At 68.8% G+C, this 15,258-nt stretch carries 20 protein-coding genes and 2 pseudogenes; 12 read left to right on the top strand and 10 right to left on the bottom strand.

The genetic code is table 11. The annotated features are described in order from the left end of the window. Positions 1-106 precede the first annotated feature (106 nt). From ACFUJR_RS02360 to ACFUJR_RS02350, 3 genes are read right to left on the bottom strand one after another with little or no spacing between them, the layout of a single operon-like run. The gene (locus ACFUJR_RS02360; RefSeq protein WP_383164661.1) at positions 107-1,387 is read right to left on the bottom strand and encodes a tyrosine-type recombinase/integrase; all 1,281 of its coding nucleotides are present in this window, start codon (positions 1,385-1,387) and stop codon (positions 107-109) included. Beyond that, positions 1,387-1,578, bottom strand: coding sequence for a helix-turn-helix domain-containing protein (locus ACFUJR_RS02355; protein WP_383164664.1), 192 nt, complete (start codon positions 1,576-1,578; stop codon positions 1,387-1,389). Before ACFUJR_RS02355 ends, ACFUJR_RS02360 begins: the two co-directional genes overlap by 1 nt. Beyond that, positions 1,575-3,281 (bottom strand): replication initiator, encoded by a 1,707-nt coding sequence (locus ACFUJR_RS02350; RefSeq protein ID WP_383164667.1) that lies wholly within the window; start codon positions 3,279-3,281, stop codon positions 1,575-1,577. The genes ACFUJR_RS02355 and ACFUJR_RS02350 overlap by 4 nt, the downstream gene beginning before the upstream one ends. Positions 3,282-3,588: 307 nt before the next feature. On the opposite strand from ACFUJR_RS02350, the gene ACFUJR_RS02345 reads away from it, so the two are divergent. The 6 genes and pseudogenes from ACFUJR_RS02345 to ACFUJR_RS02320 all read left to right on the top strand — a co-directional run bounded on the left by ACFUJR_RS02345 (position 3,589) and on the right by ACFUJR_RS02320 (position 6,453). After that, positions 3,589-4,026: a GntR family transcriptional regulator gene (locus ACFUJR_RS02345; protein ID WP_383450193.1), complete on the top strand. Its 438-nt coding sequence runs from the start codon at positions 3,589-3,591 to the stop codon at positions 4,024-4,026. A 446-nt stretch (positions 4,027-4,472) separates the two neighbouring features. Further along, a complete protein-coding gene (locus ACFUJR_RS02340) occupies positions 4,473-4,856 on the top strand; it encodes a type II toxin-antitoxin system RelE/ParE family toxin (RefSeq protein WP_383164673.1) in 384 nt (127 codons plus the stop codon). Then, the gene (locus ACFUJR_RS02335; protein ID WP_103815984.1) at positions 4,853-5,191 is read left to right on the top strand and encodes a helix-turn-helix domain-containing protein; all 339 of its coding nucleotides are present in this window, start codon (positions 4,853-4,855) and stop codon (positions 5,189-5,191) included. Before ACFUJR_RS02340 ends, ACFUJR_RS02335 begins: the two co-directional genes overlap by 4 nt. A gap of 35 nt (positions 5,192-5,226) precedes the next feature. Then, positions 5,227-5,442 (top strand): annotated as a pseudogene (locus ACFUJR_RS02330) (helix-turn-helix domain-containing protein); the annotation flags it as partial. 340 nt (positions 5,443-5,782) lie between these two features. Then, on the top strand, positions 5,783-5,980 hold the full coding sequence (locus tag ACFUJR_RS02325; protein WP_383164676.1) for a hypothetical protein: 198 nt from the start codon (positions 5,783-5,785) through the stop codon (positions 5,978-5,980). Continuing rightward, a complete protein-coding gene (locus tag ACFUJR_RS02320) occupies positions 5,977-6,453 on the top strand; it encodes a hypothetical protein (RefSeq protein WP_383164679.1) in 477 nt (158 codons plus the stop codon). Before ACFUJR_RS02325 ends, ACFUJR_RS02320 begins: the two co-directional genes overlap by 4 nt. Positions 6,454-6,482: 29 nt before the next feature. Here the strand turns inward: ACFUJR_RS02320 and ACFUJR_RS02315 are convergent, their stop codons facing one another. Both ACFUJR_RS02315 and ACFUJR_RS02310 read right to left on the bottom strand, forming a co-directional pair. Continuing rightward, the gene (locus ACFUJR_RS02315) at positions 6,483-6,782 is read right to left on the bottom strand and encodes a transposase (protein ID WP_383164681.1); all 300 of its coding nucleotides are present in this window, start codon (positions 6,780-6,782) and stop codon (positions 6,483-6,485) included. Continuing rightward, entirely contained in the window at positions 6,713-7,270 is a 558-nt protein-coding gene (locus tag ACFUJR_RS02310) for a winged helix-turn-helix domain-containing protein (RefSeq protein ID WP_383164789.1), read from the bottom strand. Before ACFUJR_RS02310 ends, ACFUJR_RS02315 begins: the two co-directional genes overlap by 70 nt. Positions 7,271-7,328: 58 nt before the next feature. On the opposite strand from ACFUJR_RS02310, the pseudogene ACFUJR_RS02305 reads away from it, so the two are divergent. After that, a pseudogene (locus ACFUJR_RS02305) lies at positions 7,329-8,958 on the top strand (ISAzo13 family transposase). A 313-nt stretch (positions 8,959-9,271) separates the two neighbouring features. Here ACFUJR_RS02305 and ACFUJR_RS02300 read toward each other — a convergent pair. Further along, a complete protein-coding gene (locus ACFUJR_RS02300) occupies positions 9,272-9,745 on the bottom strand; it encodes an ATP-binding protein (protein WP_383164685.1) in 474 nt (157 codons plus the stop codon). Between the two features lie 172 nt (positions 9,746-9,917). Here ACFUJR_RS02300 and ACFUJR_RS02295 point away from each other — a divergent pair, with 172 nt between their 5' ends. Both ACFUJR_RS02295 and ACFUJR_RS02290 read left to right on the top strand, forming a co-directional pair. After that, positions 9,918-10,769: a helix-turn-helix domain-containing protein gene (locus tag ACFUJR_RS02295; RefSeq protein ID WP_383164688.1), complete on the top strand. Its 852-nt coding sequence runs from the start codon at positions 9,918-9,920 to the stop codon at positions 10,767-10,769. Positions 10,770-10,781: 12 nt separating this feature from the next. After that, entirely contained in the window at positions 10,782-10,964 is a 183-nt protein-coding gene (locus ACFUJR_RS02290; protein ID WP_383164691.1) for a DUF397 domain-containing protein, read from the top strand. A gap of 84 nt (positions 10,965-11,048) precedes the next feature. On the opposite strand, the gene ACFUJR_RS02285 is transcribed toward ACFUJR_RS02290, so the two are convergent. The 4 genes from ACFUJR_RS02285 to ACFUJR_RS02270 form a co-directional block, all read right to left on the bottom strand. Further along, positions 11,049-11,708 (bottom strand): hypothetical protein, encoded by a 660-nt coding sequence (locus ACFUJR_RS02285; RefSeq protein WP_383164694.1) that lies wholly within the window; start codon positions 11,706-11,708, stop codon positions 11,049-11,051. Positions 11,709-11,873: 165 nt separating this feature from the next. Then, positions 11,874-12,899 carry a hypothetical protein gene (locus tag ACFUJR_RS02280; RefSeq protein ID WP_383164697.1) on the bottom strand — a complete coding sequence of 342 codons (1,026 nt, stop codon included), beginning with the start codon at positions 12,897-12,899 and terminating at the stop codon, positions 11,874-11,876. 197 nt (positions 12,900-13,096) lie between these two features. Further along, positions 13,097-13,327 carry a hypothetical protein gene (locus ACFUJR_RS02275; protein ID WP_383164699.1) on the bottom strand — a complete coding sequence of 77 codons (231 nt, stop codon included), beginning with the start codon at positions 13,325-13,327 and terminating at the stop codon, positions 13,097-13,099. A gap of 5 nt (positions 13,328-13,332) precedes the next feature. Beyond that, positions 13,333-13,575, bottom strand: a complete 243-nt coding sequence (locus ACFUJR_RS02270; RefSeq protein WP_383164702.1) for a hypothetical protein — start codon at positions 13,573-13,575, stop codon at positions 13,333-13,335. A 109-nt stretch (positions 13,576-13,684) separates the two neighbouring features. Here ACFUJR_RS02270 and ACFUJR_RS02265 point away from each other — a divergent pair, with 109 nt between their 5' ends. The 3 genes from ACFUJR_RS02265 to ACFUJR_RS02255 all read left to right on the top strand — a co-directional run bounded on the left by ACFUJR_RS02265 (position 13,685) and on the right by ACFUJR_RS02255 (position 15,198). Then, positions 13,685-14,542, top strand: a complete 858-nt coding sequence (locus ACFUJR_RS02265; protein ID WP_383164705.1) for a Scr1 family TA system antitoxin-like transcriptional regulator — start codon at positions 13,685-13,687, stop codon at positions 14,540-14,542. Further along, entirely contained in the window at positions 14,487-14,726 is a 240-nt protein-coding gene (locus ACFUJR_RS02260) for a DUF397 domain-containing protein (RefSeq protein ID WP_383164708.1), read from the top strand. The genes ACFUJR_RS02265 and ACFUJR_RS02260 overlap by 56 nt, the downstream gene beginning before the upstream one ends. A gap of 196 nt (positions 14,727-14,922) precedes the next feature. Next, entirely contained in the window at positions 14,923-15,198 is a 276-nt protein-coding gene (locus ACFUJR_RS02255; RefSeq protein ID WP_383164711.1) for a hypothetical protein, read from the top strand. Positions 15,199-15,258: the final 60 nt, after the last annotated feature.

The following is a 15,258-nucleotide window of genomic DNA, read 5'->3' as shown; positions in this document are numbered from 1 at the left end:
TAAGGAATTGGCAGGCCAATCCCTACGGTCGAATAACCGAAGCCCCCCTCCGCAATGCTGTTACGGAGGGGGCTTCGGTGTTTTGACGGCAACGATGACGGCAACGTCAGCGGACGACGGCTGCGTCAGGTGGGTCGTCAGAGCCGTCGTCGGTCGGGCCGAGGGCGCCGTTCAGCGTGTCGATGGCTTGGCGCTGGAGGCGGATTCGGACGTGTGCGTAGACGCCGGCCGTCACGCCGATGTGGGCGTGCCCCAGAAGTTCCTTGATCACGACGAGGTCGACGCCCTGTTCCAGGAGCAGGGTCGCGGTCGAGTGGCGCAGGTCGTGGAAGCGGATGCGGCGGAGCCCGGCCCGGTCGAGGAAACGGCCGAAGCGCCGGGTCATGTTGGCCGGGTCGATCGGTCCGCCGGTCGGCGTGACGAAGATGAGCCCGCTGTCCTTCCAGCGCACCCCAGCCACCTTGTGTTCTGCTTCCTGACGTTGCCTGTGGTTCTTCAGCGAGTGGACGCACTCGGTCGGTAGGGCGATGCGGCGTTCGGACGCGAGGGTCTTGGTGGGCAGGGCGGTCAGACCGCCGCTCGGGGTGCGTTGGAGTGAGCGGCGGACGCTCGCGGTGCCGCCATCGAGGTCGAGGTCTTCCCAGCGCAGTCCGAGGAGTTCGCCTTTGCGGAGCCCGGTGCGCAGAGCGAGTTCGTACAGCGCATGCAGCCGGTCGGCACGAGCCGCTTGCAGGAACTGGCGGGCCTCCGCCGCGGTGAGGGGCCGGAAGCGCCTGGGCCGGGGTGCGGTGGTCTTGACGTTCCGGGCGACGTTACGGGGCAGGTCGTCTTCGCGGACGGCGTGCTCCAGGGCGGACTTGAGGACCGAGTGGACGTAGGTCACGGTCAGCGGGGAGAGCCGCTTGTCGCAGCACTGGCCGATGGCGCAGCACTGCCGCCGGGCTGTGTCCCTTCCCTGGGCGCAGCACTGGCAGGTGGCGCGGAGTCCATCGAGGAAGGTGCGGACGTCGCGGGCGGTAAGCCGGGCGAGCTTCTTGGCCCCGAGGCCGGGGATGAGGTGGAGGCGGACGCAGGCGGAGTAGCGGGTGTGGGTGTTCTCCCGTATCTGGTGGACGGCGACGCCGTTGAGCCAGTACGTCAGGTATGCGCTGACGGTGCTGTCGGCTGCCGCGACGGGCAGGCCGAGGTTGCTGGCGGCGATCTTCTCGGTGAGCTTGGCGAGGGCGTCCTTGCGGGTGGTGCCGTAGACGCGGACGCGCTTGCGGGTGTTGCCGGGGGCGAGGACGTATCCGGCGGCTTCCCAGCGGCCGTCCTTGCGCTGGTAGACGGTTCCGTCGCCGTTGGCGCGCACGCGGCGGGAGGCGGGGGTGTCGCGGGGCGTGGTCATCAGGCGGCGGCTTCCTGTTCGAGGCGGGTGCGGATGAAGTCGGTCAGGGCGTGTGTGGGGATGCGGCGGGCGCGGCCGAGGGTGATCGAGGCGAGCTGCCGGGTCCGGAGCAGGTCGTAGACGGCGGAACGGCCGAGCTGGAGGCGGGCCATGACCTGGGGAACCGTCAGCAGTTCCGTGCCGGCGGTCACGCGACGGCCCCCGCCCGGACAGCACTGGTCAGCCGATCAGTGGAGTGACCGACCGGGTGACCGGCGCGGTCACTGGAGCGTTCCGAGCGTCGGGTGTGGGTCGGTTGCTCGGGTCGGGTCCGCCGCGTCGCGGCCAGGAGGTCGGCGAGGTGGGCGAACTCGGGCAGGAGGCCGGTTCCTGCGTAATGCCAGTGGGAGATGACCAGCGTCGTGTCCGAGCCCACGCGCTGACCGGCGATGTTGCCGTGACCGAGACAGTGACCGGCGGCCAGGTCAATGGAGTGTTCGGCCTGGTCACCGATCGGACTGCCGCCTGTCTGACCGGCCTGTGCCTCCGCCGACGCTGGGGCGGGGGTCTGGGTGTCGGGTCGGCCGGTTCGCCAGGTGGCGCGTTCGGCTCGGAGGTGAGCGAGGGTGGTGGAGTAGTGGCGGGTGCGGGTGGAGAAGTGGCCTCGGAAGCCGAGCATGTGGGCCCATTGGCGCAGGCGGAGGTGGGCGTGCGCGCGTTTGGTGGCGAGGTTCCAGGCGGTGTGGATCATTCGGCGGGCGTGGTCGGTGATGTCGTGGCCGGCGAGTTCGGCGAGGAAGCGGAGTCGGCGGTCGAGGGTGCCGGTGGTGGTCTCGGCGCCCTTGGTGGCGTACTTGGCGATGTAGGCGGCGACGTGCCGGTCGGTGACCGGGGCGTCCCCAGTGAAGTCGGTGCCGCGGATCGGCCGGACGTCGATCTGCCGACCGAAGTGGAACACCGGACGCCCGCCTCGGCCGGTCTCCCAGGCCCCGGGCGCGTCCTCGGCGGACGGCTGACCTGCGTGGTGGACGCGGGTGCGTGTGGCGGCGGCGCGTACGGCGTGGTCGAGGAGTTGGGTGGTGGCCCAGGCGGGTGGTGTGCTGGCGGGACCGGTGGGTCCGTCGAGGCGGATGACGGCGTGGAAGTGGACCTGGCCGCGCTTCTGGTACTCGGCGACCTTGGCGTACGAGAGCGTGGCGTAGTGGCGCAGGGCCCGCTGCGTGAGCCCAGCGGCTTTGGCGATTTCGCGGCGCAGGTGGGTGGTGAAGCGTGCCCACAGGGCCGGGGCGTGCGCGTTCCACAGCACCGCGCCCGCGTAGTCGTAGCGCTCCGGGTCGAGTGGGGTGCCGAGGAGTGGGTCGTCATCGGTGTGGGTGTGGCCGCAGTGGCAGCGGCCGGTGTCGGGCCGGTTGTGGACGGGCCCGAAGCCGGGCGCGGTCAGGGTGGCGAACACGCGCGGGTGTGCAGCCACGCTCGCCGGGATGGTCTTGCCCCCGCGTAGTCCGGCGGCGATGAGTTGGTAGGTGTCGTACCGGTAGACGGTCGAGCAGGCGGGGCAGCGGGTGACGCGGCGATTGCCGCAGCGGACCAGTAGTTCGCCCGCCGGGAGTTGGCCGGAGTCGAAGTGGTTGAGGATCTCGCCAGTCGCGCTGTCGAGTCGGGTGCGGTGTCCGGTGAGGCGGATCGGGTGCGCGCAGCCGCCGAGCGTGCCGATCTGCCGTGCGAGGGGTGCGAGGTGTCCGGCGGCGGCGAGCTTCGCCAGCCTGGCGGTGAGCCTGGCGCGGCGCTCCAGCGCCGACCGCCCTGCCGCCGAGGCGGTGACGTCCGCCGGGCCGCTCGGCGTGGTGAACGCCTGCGAACGGCGCGAGGCGGTCGGAACGGTTGCGAGGAACGGGAGTTGGAGCTGTGCGGGCATGCGGGACGGTGGCCTTTCGGCGGGGGTGCGGAAGCAGCACGATGTGACGGTGGGCAGGCCGAAGTGATCGGCTCACAGGGAACGGGGCGCCTCGAAGTTGGGCGCGGAGGCCGGGGCAGGCGGGGCCCAGTCGGCGTGGGCGCGGTGGTGATCACCGGCGGGTGCGTGACGTTAACATCGACCCACGGGCGCATTCAAGTGCATCCCTCCTCATTCCTTTCTGTGGGTGGCGGGACGCGGGTAGTGTGGGGCCGGTTCCCCGGTTTGGACGGGCCGGAATTGGCTGGTAGAGGGCATGGAAAGCGGGGTGGCAGGCGTGGTGACGACGCGGCGCGGGCGCAGGCCGGCGGCCAGCGGGGTGCCGCTGACGTTCGAGGTGATCGCCGAGGCCCTGCGGGAGCGGATCCGCTCGGGCGGGCTGCGGGCGGGGGGCGCTCTGCCGACGCAGGCTGCGTTGATGCGGGAATTCGGTGCGTCGAGTCTGACCGTGCAGAAAGCCATGGCCCTGCTGAAGCAGGACGGGTGGGCGGTCTCCCGCCCCGGCAAGGGCGCCTTCGTCGCCCACCACGGCCACCCCGACAGCGCTGATGACCTCGACGGTCCGGAGGCGACCGCACCCGTCGGCGGGGCGGCGGCCCGCGTCGATGCGCTGGAGCGGGCACTGATCGACGCTGTTCAGCAGATTGCCGACCTTCGTGGCCGCGTCGAGGCCCTGGAGGCAGGCGGCGGCAAGCGGGGCCGCTGACCCGCCGTGCCGGGCAGGCTCGGGGTGCGCGTTCAGATTTTCTCTACGAGGTTCAAGGCGGCCCCCGCCCGCCTGAGCCGGCCGCCGTCGCCGACAAGCCCCACCGTTTACTCCCGCGATCACGCGCTACTGGAGGGCCGAGCTGAAGCGGTAGCCGGGCTGCGAAAGCGGCAACCGGCCGGATCACCGGGATGACCGGAGCCGGGCTCCTGGCGGAGCAAGCTATCGCCTACGACCGTCCTACGGCCGGATCGCAGGCAAGGGCCGACCAGGGGGCCGACCCTTCACGTGCGTCGCGCAGGCTCACCGAGGGCGGTGGCGGCCGGCACCGCCTCCAGCGGGGGAGCGATGCCCCGGCGGCCCACCCTCGCGGCGGCCTCTCCCGCCCCGGCCCCGCGCCGCCAAACTGGGCGACGCATCAGCCCAGCCCATATATCATCGGCGATATGGACGGCGGGCGGTACTCGATCGAGATCGAGCCGGAGGTGCGGCTGTGGCTGGAGAACATTCCGGCCCATCACTACAAGCAGGCCGAACACGTCGCCGACCTGCTCGCCGAGCAGCCCACCACGCTCGACGAACCGCACTCCCGCCATCTGGGCGGCAAGCTCCGCGAGCTGCGCTTCCGCCTCGGCGATGCCCATCAGCGGATCACCTACTGGCTGGCGCCCGGCCGACGTGTCGTGCTGCTCACCGTGTTCCGCAAGACCAAGATGCGCGAGCAGGCCGAAGTGGACCGCGCCCACGCCGCACAGCGATTGTGCGAGGCAGAGCATGAAGCCGCCGCCGAGCACGACCTCTACAGCCGCAACCTCAAGGAGAACCGGTGAACCACAGCGAATGGAGGACCCGTCGCCACCGCCAGCTGCTGGGCGAACACCTGGACGCTGACCCCGAGTACGACCGGGTATACGAAGAGGCCGGTCTGGCCATGACGTTGGGCAAGGCCGTCTACGACCGGCGTAAGCAGCTGGGTCTGAGCGAGGCCGACCTCGCCGAGCGCATGCACGTCGACGTCGATGACATCGAAGGCATCGAGACGGCCACCGAGCTGCCGCCCATCGCGGTCATCATGCGCCTGGCCCGCGCACTGGACCTCACGGTGGACGTGCACCTCGCCGGCGGAGACGAGCCCACCGTCACCATCGTCGCCCCAGCGGCCTGAGGCGGGGAGGAACCATGCAGGACCCGCCTTCGGTGCTCGCCCGTGAGCTCGGGCAACTCGTCCACGACCGGCGCGTCGAGCTCGGGCTGTCCCAGGCCGAGCTGGCCGAGCGGTGCGGGATGAAGCAGCCGCAGATCTCCCGCTTCGAAGGCGGCGGGACCGTGCCCACGCTTCCCCTCCTGCGCCGCCTGGCTCAGGCTCTCGGCGCCGACCTGACCATCAGCCTCACCCCGCACGACAGAGCCGCTTGACACGCATTCGGAATTCCTGGAATTCCCCAGGCGGTGTAGACCGCTGACGGCAGTAGTGACGGCAACAAGCGCGGACACCAGGGCACAGCCACGGACGCCAGCGGAGCACGAAACCGCCGATGACCTGCGAAAACGCAGGCGGGGAGGGGTCGCGTAGCACACGTACTATGTGCTGGCGGGGGCCACTCCGGTCCTGGTCCATAACTGCTCAGCGCCCACTATTAGAATTTCTCCGGCTGCATCTGACTGGGCCACGAAGGGCGCGCACATGCATGTTGGAAGTTCCGAGGTTCGGGTTTTTCCAACTGGTGACGGCGGGGTCGGATTTGAAGGGCTTCGCATGAGTAACGGAATGGCAAGTGCGCGTGATGTAGCAACCGCACGAAATGCCATCATGGGTAATCCTGAGTTGAGGGCCGACCTTATCGGCAAGGCGCGATCTGCCATGGCGGACATGAACAGCCACAACTGGGGAAACTCGGTCAATCGAGCAGCAGAAATGAGTTTCCTGATAAAAGCACTGGGGAAGATCGAATGACGGCCATCAGTTTCCTCGCGGGCGCAGTAGTCACAGGAAATGTCGCAGGTCTGGGTATTGGTTCCTCGCCAGGGCAGATCCGCGATGCGCTGGGGGACCAGTGCGTCGCGGATCGGAGGAAGAAGTCCCTGCGTTTGGACTACGGGCTTCTAGAATTCAGTCTGTTTGCAGGGTCCTGTGAGACTATTGGGATACAGGTTCATCGGCTAGCGCGCGGGACTGATGGTCTAATTCCCTCTGCTTTGAACGCCTACTTTCAGGGGCTCTCGGGAGGGATTCCATTTGACTCTCTTCGCGAGGAAATCGAGATGGGCGGCACCCGTTTGTTGGAAGAACTTCAAAGGCAGCGTGGGTTTCGGTGCTATCGCGTGGTCGAATCTCATGTGAATCTCTACGTCGTCGATGAAGTCGCGCCGGGGGAGCCCCTTGCACCCGGTGATCTGTGGTCGATCATGATCTCTGGGTGTGGTTGACGCTGAGGCTGAAGGGTGGGGCGGCAGGGCTACGGAGGCTCCAGGTCGAGTCCGGTCTCGGCTATGAAGCCATCGAGGACCTCGGGTCGGCGTTGGATGTCACGCAGGCGGTTCTTCACGAGTGGGGTCAGGTCGTCGATCGTGCGAGGTGCGAGGTGCGAGGTGCGAGGTGCGAGGTTGGCAAGGGACGTCTTCAGATGGGCCCACAGGCCTTCGACGGGGTTCAGGTCGGGTGCGTAAGGCGGGAGCTTGACGATGGTCAGCCAGTCGCTGTTGTGCTCGAGAACTGCCGCAATGCCTTGGCGTGGTGGGAGCTGACGTTGTCCCACACCACGATCAGCGGGGCCCCGCCGAGCTGCTGGCGGGCGGAGGTCAGCAGGTCCGCGAACTCGCGGGCCCGGAAACCCTTGTTCTCGCCGGTACGGCCCGGTACGTCTGGGTCCGGTAGATCAGCCTGGTTGCGCGGCCCGGTCTGACGCAGACCATCCCGGCCATCAGGACCCGGCCCCAGCCCTTGCCCTTCAAACTGACCAGCGGCGTCCAGCCCCGCCCTCGAAGCCGATCCACGCGCCGAGGAGCTGGGCCGTCCCCTCACCCGTGACCACCCCTCCGTCCGCGACCGGGTGACGGCCTGCTCGTCCCGCTCGACAGCCCGGTGCACGGGGACCTGCGGTGACCAGCCCAGCCGGTGCAGCAGATGCGACACCCTACGGGGGTGTACCGGTGGCCGAACATCCGGTGGATCAGCTCCGCGACCCTCGCGAGGGGTCCACCGCTGGTCCTCGCTCCAGCCGTGTGCTGCCGGGCCCGCTTCCAGCTAAGGGCTTGCAGATCATCAAGGTGTTGCTTCCCGTCCCGTGGCTCGTTGATGTGGCATGCGCATCCCGGACGAGATCTGTGCCCCGACTCGCCATGAAGTTCGCGGTGCTGTTCCCGCATCTGGATGAGCGGCAACGACGGCTGCTCATGGCGGCAGAGGCCCGTGTTCTGGGACACGGTGGTGTTCGGGCTGTCGCCCGGGCGGCCTCGGTGAGTGAGACCACGGTCCGCAAGGGCGTGTCCGAGTTGGAGGCCGGCGAGGAGCCTCTGGGGCGGGTGCGGCGGCCGGGCGGAGACCGCAAGAGGGTCGCAGATCTCGATCCGGGGCTGCGGCCGGCCCTCCTTGCGCTGGTCGAGCCGGACGAGCGCGGCGATCCGATGTCGCCGCTGCGGTGGACGGTGAAGTCGACCCGCACGCTGGCGCGGGAGCTGGCCCGGACCGGGCACAAAGCCAGTGCGGACACCGTCGCGGACCTGCTGCGCGAGGAAGGCTTCAGTCTGCAGGCCAACGCCAAGACCATCGAAGGAAGCCAGCATCCCGACCGAGATGCCCAGTTCCGCTATCTCAACGAGCAGGCTCGTGATCACCGGGACGCCGGCCAGCCGGTGATCAGCGTGGACACCAAGAAGAAGGAGCTCGTCGGCGACTTCAAGAACAACGGCCGCCAGTGGCGGCCTGCGGCTGATCCGGTGCCGGTGAACGTCCATGACTTCGCCGACCCCCAGCTGGGCAAGGCCGTCCCGTACGGGATCTACGACCTCGCGGCGAACACCGGCTGGGTCAACGTGGGCACCGATCACGACACCGCCGCGTTCGCAGTGGAATCGATCCGCCGCTGGTGGCACGGCCAGGGCCGGATCGCCTACCCGCAGGCGACGCGACTGCTCATCACCGCCGACGCGGGCGGCTCGAACGGCTACCGCACCAGAGCCTGGAAGCTCGAACTCGCCCGGCTCGCAGCCGAAACAGGACTGACCATCACCGTGTGCCATCTACCGCCCGGCACATCGAAATGGAACAAGATCGAGCACCGGCTCTTCTCCCACATCACCATGAACTGGCGCGGCCGCCCGCTGACCAGCCACGAAGCCATCGTGCAGTCCATCGCCGCGACCACGACCCGCACAGGACTGCGCGTCACGGCCGAACTGGACACCAACATCTACCCGACCGGAGTCCAGATCGGCGACGCGGAGATGGCGGCCCTGCCACTGACCAGACACGCCTTCCACGGCGACTGGAACTATGCCCTGCACCCCCAGCCAAGCCCTGCCATCCCGGCGCCCCGGGCTCCGCAGACGCCGGCCCCGGAGTGGGACCACGTTCTCCTGTCCGACCCCGACCTGACCGGCATGTCCCGGCAGCAACTGAGCGATCTCACCGACACTTTGGCCCTCGATGGCGACGTCAAGCGCGGCCGCCCGCCCCGGCTCGCCTTCCCCGACCAGGTCCTGGCAGCCATCCTTCACCTGCGGGTCGCCCTGGCCGCGGAACCCCTTGCCGTGGTGTTCGACAGCAGTCGGACCGCCATGCACCGCACCCTGCTGAAGATCAGGACGCTGCTCAAGGCGCACAGCATCATCATCCCGCCGGCGGCCACTCCGCCCTCAGCCCTCACAGCCCTCCAGGCTCGGGTTCGAGTCCTGAGCAGCGACTCCAGCAGCATGATCAAGACGACGTGTTAATGATCTGCAAGCCCTTAGGTCTGGGTCGGGAGGAGTTGGTGCGTTTCGGCCCTGGGCTCGCCGGTTAGCTCCAGCGCCGCCTCACCGCCGTTGCTGATCAGCCGCCGCCCTGTCCCCAGGTGACCATTCCTGACACCCCTTTCTCACCTCGACGGAAGATTCCGCGTTCAACCATGGTCTCGCGGGCGCTCACGACCAGATCGTCATACGCCCGGCCAAGGGATCCATGCGGCTTCATCGCCCGAGTTCTCAAACACCCCTGCCGGGATAAAACGCTCTTCAAAAGCGACATCCGTGGTACCGGGGGCGAAATTCAGGCCGCCCAGGCGAAGGGCGGCGGTGGCGCCAGTTCGAACCAGAGGAGTTTGCCGCCGCGGCCGAGAAGGTCGTCCCCCAAGGGGTAGCCGCCCCAGTTGTCGGCGCACAGTTGGACGATGTGGAGGCCTCGTCCGCTCTCGCTGTCAGGTGGTGCCGGAGTCGGGACGGGGCGGAGGCGCCGGGGTGGGTGATCGAAGGGTTCCGGGATCAGGGGATTGGTGTCCCAGACGCTGACGCGCAGCCAGTTGCCCTCCATCTGGCGCACACGGAGGGCGGCGGGGCCCTGGGAGTGACGGTAGGCGTTGGTCGCCAGTTCGCTGGCGAGGAGTTCGGCTGTGTCGAGGCGGTCGATCATGCCGTGGCTGGTGAGGGTGGCGCGGAGGGTCAAGCGGGCGACACGTGGGGCCCGGGGGTTGTGGGGGAGATGGATGGCGTACGACCAGGGCGCGTGCGGGGATACCGTGGACACGAAAGTCTCCTGTGGGGAGGTGGAGTTGTGGCCATGTGGTGGCATTGCCGCTCGGTGCGGTGCACTTCCAGTGGCGTGAGTCACACCGTAGCGGTCGAGTTGTAAGGTCTTACAGCGAATCCGAGAAGGTATTTCATCTCCACTCGTGTGGGTGACCCATGGAGCGAGTTCGATGTCGGCCCGTCCCCCTCTGACTCTGTGTCAGCAGCGCCTCGGTGCAGAGTTGCGCAAACTCCGCGAGCGAGCCGGACTTACGTCCACTGAAGCCGCTGCGCTGCTCGGCGGCCCGCAGTCCCGGATCAGCAACATCGAGGCCGGCCGGTACGCGGTGAGTGCTGACCGTGTGCGCGCGATGGCACACAACTACGCTTGCGCCGACGAGGCGTACGTCGAGGCCCTCGCGTCCATGACGGGGGCTCGGGTTCGTGGTTGGTGGGACGAGTACCAAGACGTGCTCGCCCCTGGGCTGTTGGACCTCGCCGAGATGGAGCACCGTGCGACCGGACTGCGCGTCGCCACCGTGATTCACATGCCCGGACTTCTTCAGATCGCTTCCCACGCTCGTGCGGTGATGGCGGAGAGTGTTCCGCCGCTACGGCCGTACGAGATCGAGCACCGTGTCTCGTACCGGATCAAGCGACAGGCGGTCCTGTACGAGGGTGTCCCCACCCCGTACACAGCGATCGTGCACGAAGCCGCCCTCCGGATGGGCTACGGCGGCCGCAAGGTGGCCCGAGAGCAGCTCGATGCGCTGGTGTGTGAGGGAGAGCGCGACAACGTCATCGTCCGGGTGGTTCCGTTCGGTGTGACGTCGTTCCCGTCGTCCGGTCAGTCGATCACGTACGCGTCCGGACCTGTGCGGCAGCTCGACACGGTGGTGCTGGACACGGATCACGGGTGTGAATTCCTCGATGCCGAGGCTCAGTTGGACCGCTACCGGTCGGTCCTTGATCGAATGGAGGCGCAGGCGCTGTCACCCGAGAGGTCCCGTGACCTCATCCGTTGCATTGCTCAGGATCTGTGAGGATGGATGCCCATGCCCAAGCTCGAATGGCGGAAGTCCTCGTACAGTGCTGAGGCAGCCAACTGTGTCTGTGTCGCCTTCGCGTCGGACGGAACCGTGCGACTGCGTGACAGCAAGGTTCCCGAGAGGTTCATCGCTGTCGGAGGTGGAGCCCTGCGCGTGTTCGTCGAGGCGGTGCGGGGCGGAGGAGTGTGAGCCCGCTGTCGTGGCAGTCCTGGCGACGGGGCGCGTGAGCGTTTTTGCGTTCTGAGCGGCAGTGCCGGACGCCCGGGTGTTCCCTCAGGCCTCCAGTTCCGTCAGTTCCCGTGCCAGGTTCCTGCGTGCTCGTTCCTCCCAGGCCGCCGCGCCGTAGGGGGTGCGGAAGAGGCGGGGGAGGGAGAGGAGCTGGCGGAGGATCGCCGCGCGGCCCTGTCGGAAGTCGTCGTCCGGGACGAAGGCGTACTCCTCGCGGACCGCCCGCGTGTACCGCCCGTACGTATCCTCGTTCGTCGCCAGGATCGCCAGGTCCGCGTCGCAGAGGGTCTCGCCGTTGAGGTCGCCGGGCGCCGGGTCGTGGGTGGTCGTCAGGCGCACCAGGCGGGCCACCTCCGCCACCTCGTGGGGGGTGAGGCCCGCCTCCGTGAGGGCCTTCTCGGCCAGGAGCGCCGAGCGTTCCTCGTTCTCCGAGCGGTCCGGCCGGTAGACCGCGTCGTGGAACCAGGCGGCCAGCCGTACCAGCTCCAACTCTCCGCCCTCGCCGCCCTGGTCGGCGAGTTCGTCGATGCGGTCGAGGACCGCCCGCAGGTGGTCGACCGTGTGGTACCTGCGCTGCGGCTCCGCCCAGCGTGCCAGCAGGTTCCGGCCGTACGGCGCCGGGTCCTGGCCCTCGCGGCCGGCGCGGGCGGCGCGCAGGGTGGCGTTCCAGCGTTGGAGCAGGGCGGGGTCCACGGGTTCCGTCATGGCTGCATTGTGCCGCCCCAAGGGTCCGGCTCGCTCGTGTTGCGGGAGTGCCTGAGGGTTCTCAACTCCGCCCTTGTGCCGCCTACGCGGGTGCCTCCGCAGGAGCGTCGTTCCCTACCCGCGCCGCGCAGGGCGTCGGCGGTGCGCTCGTCGTGCCGTCCGTCATCACCCGGCGCAAGGCGATGGCCCATCTCCCCGGCCGGTGCAGGCGGCGCAGCGCGTCTCGTCCCCGAGGGGCCGGAACAGCATCGGCTGGACGTGGGCGCCCTCGCACTCCCGAGTACCGGCCAGCCGCGCCGAGAGCCTCGGCCCGGGTGCTGAGGGTGTGAGCGCTGGGGTTGCGGGGGCCGGGGGTGTGGGGGCGGGCGTCCTGGGGACGACCTCGCGCAGCAGGTAGCGGAGTAGCCCGCCGGGCCGGTGCACGGGAGTACCGGCACCCGGCAGGCCGCGCAGGATGTGCTCGTGGACCTCGGCGGCGGTGTGTCCGGCGGCCAGCCAGCGGGCGGTCAGGTGGGTCAACTCGGTCCGCATGCCGGGCGGGACGTGCCGCAGGGCCGGCGAGAGGAGCGGCAGCGCACCGACAAGGGCACCTGCCTCGTCGAGATGGGTGCCGGTGCCGGTGCTGGACTCGGCGGCCTCCGTGGCCTCCACCGGGTGCAACGGCTGCAACGGCTCCACCGCCGCCGTGGGCGTCTTGGGCGTCCCGGGGCCGACGGACTCGGGCGGACGGTTGGAGGTGTCCTCCTCTGGGTGTTTCTTTGGATGACCGTCGGTGGGCGAGGTCCCCGGTTCACCGACGGCCGGATTGCCGTGACTCGGTGCCACCTGCGGCGACATGCGTAACGTGCTGGTCCGTGGGGGCGTCCCCGCGAGGATCTTGGCGGCCTCGCCCTCGTTCAACGGCACGCTGGAGATGAGCTGTTGGGTGACCCAGAGTCCACCGGCCCCCTGCACGCGCCGCTCGTGGACGAAGCCCTCGTCCTTGAGCTGTCGCTTGGCGCGGGTGAAGGCGGTTGCCCCGATCCGGGCACGTTCGGCGGTGCGGGAGAGCGACTCCCGCGCACCCTGGGGGAGGGAGAGCTGCCAGGTCAGGAGGCGAACGGCGTCGGAGCTGAGACGCGGATGCCGGATGAGCTCGTGGGAGAGCTGGGTGAAGGCGCGCGTGGGCGCGCTAAAGTTCCGGTAGATCACGGTGGACGGTTCTTCCACTAGTGGTTCAGGCCCTCGCCGATGGGTGCGAACCATCGCGGGGGCCGTTTTGCGCGACCGTACCGCAGGGCATATGCCCGTGCCGACACGCAGAGTGAAGAACCGCCCGTACGGGTGACTCTCCCGGCTATGGAGTGCGGAGCCACAGGGGGCGAGGAACGCGCCCACGGACACCGCGATCAGGAAGAGGGACGCTCGGGCGAGGGTGACGTGCTGATGATCCGTACGGCTCCACGCGGAGTCATGCTCGCGCGCTCCTCGGGGCTCGCCGTCCAGCACTGTTCGACCGTCGCCTCCCATACGTGACCGCTGGGACGGGCCAGGGTCAGTACGCCTTCGCGCACCTCGCGGACTTCGCCCGTGAGGGCTCTGGTCGCGTCCGTCACGACATCGCCCTTCTGGTACCTCACCGACGTCATCCTTCCCGCCGGGCCGCATGCAGTACGGCGGTGAGCCGCTTGGCGTTGCTCAGGGTGACGACGCCGAGGCCGTAGAGGTGGACGTCGGTACTGCCCGCGCCGCCGCGCCTGACGTCGCGGTAGAGGCCGTCGGAGGGGAGGCCGGCCGCCTCCATGGCGGCCTTGAGGTCGTGGAACACCTGGGCGGCCTCGGGCTCGGAGACGGGGCGGATCGGGGGAGCGTTCGTGGCGGTGCGCATGGAGGGCTCTCTTTCTGGTCTATCTCCTCCGGGATGACTCCACGATGGCGCGGACAGCCCTACGCTCACCAGGAGTTGGGTTCCCAGGCGCAGGTGAGGAACGTGGCATATGCCAGGAGCGAAGGAGCTGGACCCCGGCGACGGGATCGAGCAGTACCTCGGCAACGTGGTGCGCGAGGCGCGCTTGGCCCTCGGCCGTGAGTGGACGCAGGCGTACGTGGCGACGAAGGCCTTCAGCAGCGGGAGCCGGATCTCCGGGATCGAGCGGGGCGAGGACCCGCCGGACCGTGACCTCGCGAAGAAGCTGGAGGTCGTCCTGCGGCTTCCGCCCGGTTCGCTGGTGAACCTGGTGAAGATCCTCGGTCAGCAGAGTGCTCGGCACTATGCGAAGGCCTTGAGCCGACAGAGCGTACAAAGCTACGCCAAGACGTACATGCGCCGGCAGCTTGAGGCCATCGCTGTCCACGAGTTCTCTGTCGTTGTCCCAGGCTTGCTCCAGACCGCCGGTTACGCTCGCGCCCTGATGGAAACGGGTTTTGCGGGTGACTCGGCTCAGATCGGCGACTACGTACGCACGCGCGTGGAACGCCAGGTCGTGCTTGAACAAGCCGAACCGCCGTGGATGGTCATCGTGCTGCATGAAGCCTGCCTACGCGCTGAGATGGGCGGCAAGCAGGTGATGAGAGAGCAGTTCGAGCATGTTCTCGCCATGTCAGAACGCCCCAACGTGAACATCCAGGTACTTCCCCTCAGAGCGGCATCGGTGGCGGGATCGTTCGCCCTCCTGACCCTCCCTAAGGGGGAGCGCGGCGCGTACACGGAGGGGTTCAGGACGGGCCACTACACAGAGGAACTCGCCGTCGTGATGCGATTTCAGCGCGTTTTCGATCACCTTCGGCAGAATGCGCTGGATGCCCGGACATCCCTCGGACTGCTGCAATCCATGGCGGAGCAATGCGGGAAGTGAGAGCGCCCAGCTGGCACGAAGGCAGATATGGGCGGCCCTCGACAACGACGCCTGCGTCGAAGTCGCCGACAGCCTCCCCCGCGTCCACGTCAGGGACACCAAGGACCACACCAGGGGCGAGCTGACGGCCACCCCGGCCGCCTGGGCCGCGTTCACCGCGTTCGCGGGCGCCCACGCCGTCTGACCCACGCCGCTTGACCCACACCGTCTGACCCGCGCCGTCGCCTCCGGAGGAGCCCTCGGCGCGGCGCCGTGGGCCCGCCGTGGACGTGGGTCCTCGTCGCGTGCGGGGACGCTCGTTCGGCCTTCTCGCCGTGCGGGGGCGGGGGACGGCTGGTGTGCTGGTCGTGACCTGTCCCTCCACGCACGGGAGCACAGCCATGGCCGTGATCGTCACCGTCTCCTTGCCGGGTGTCACGAAGGAGCAGTACGAGTCCGTCAACGAGAAGCTTCTGTCCTCCTCGTTCTGGCCTCCTCAGGGGTTCATCTCCCACGCCGGGGCGCCCGCCGACGGCGGGTGGTTCGTGGTGGATCTGTGGGAGTCGGCCGAGGACTTCGAGGCGTTCACGCAGCAGGCGGGGCCCATGTTCGCGGCGTTCGGCGATGTGGAGTTCCGGCCGACGGTCTACGGTCCGGCGACCAGGATCACGCGCTAGGCAGGACGGGTCCGGGCTCGCGAAATTGCGTTGCCCGGGTCGGGCTTCGCGCGGCACGCT

Source organism: Streptomyces sp. NPDC057271 (assembly GCF_042668715.1).
Lineage (GTDB): Bacteria > Actinomycetota > Actinomycetes > Streptomycetales > Streptomycetaceae > Streptomyces.
The sequence above is the reverse complement of the archived record's forward strand: the minus strand, read 5'-3'. Positions and strand labels throughout refer to the sequence as shown.

Bases quoted from the DNA above. Each gene is read 5' to 3' on its own strand.
- ACFUJR_RS02360 (WP_383164661.1), bottom strand. From the start codon at position 1,387: ATGACCACGCCCCGCGACACCCCCGCCTCCCGCCGCGTGCGCGCCAAC.
- ACFUJR_RS02270 (WP_383164702.1), bottom strand. From the start codon at position 13,575: ATGCGCACCGCCACGAACGCTCCCCCGATCCGCCCCGTCTCCGAGCCC.
- ACFUJR_RS02255 (WP_383164711.1), top strand. From the start codon at position 14,923: ATGGCCGTGATCGTCACCGTCTCCTTGCCGGGTGTCACGAAGGAGCAG.
- ACFUJR_RS02260 (WP_383164708.1), top strand. From the start codon at position 14,487: ATGCCCGGACATCCCTCGGACTGCTGCAATCCATGGCGGAGCAATGCG.
- ACFUJR_RS02265 (WP_383164705.1), top strand. From the start codon at position 13,685: ATGCCAGGAGCGAAGGAGCTGGACCCCGGCGACGGGATCGAGCAGTAC.
- ACFUJR_RS02325 (WP_383164676.1), top strand. From the start codon at position 5,783: ATGAGTAACGGAATGGCAAGTGCGCGTGATGTAGCAACCGCACGAAAT.
- ACFUJR_RS02340 (WP_383164673.1), top strand. From the start codon at position 4,473: ATGGACGGCGGGCGGTACTCGATCGAGATCGAGCCGGAGGTGCGGCTG.
- ACFUJR_RS02350 (WP_383164667.1), bottom strand. From the start codon at position 3,281: ATGCCCGCACAGCTCCAACTCCCGTTCCTCGCAACCGTTCCGACCGCC.
- ACFUJR_RS02295 (WP_383164688.1), top strand. From the start codon at position 9,918: ATGTCGGCCCGTCCCCCTCTGACTCTGTGTCAGCAGCGCCTCGGTGCA.
- ACFUJR_RS02285 (WP_383164694.1), bottom strand. From the start codon at position 11,708: ATGACGGAACCCGTGGACCCCGCCCTGCTCCAACGCTGGAACGCCACC.
- ACFUJR_RS02320 (WP_383164679.1), top strand. From the start codon at position 5,977: ATGACGGCCATCAGTTTCCTCGCGGGCGCAGTAGTCACAGGAAATGTC.
- ACFUJR_RS02290 (WP_383164691.1), top strand. From the start codon at position 10,782: ATGCCCAAGCTCGAATGGCGGAAGTCCTCGTACAGTGCTGAGGCAGCC.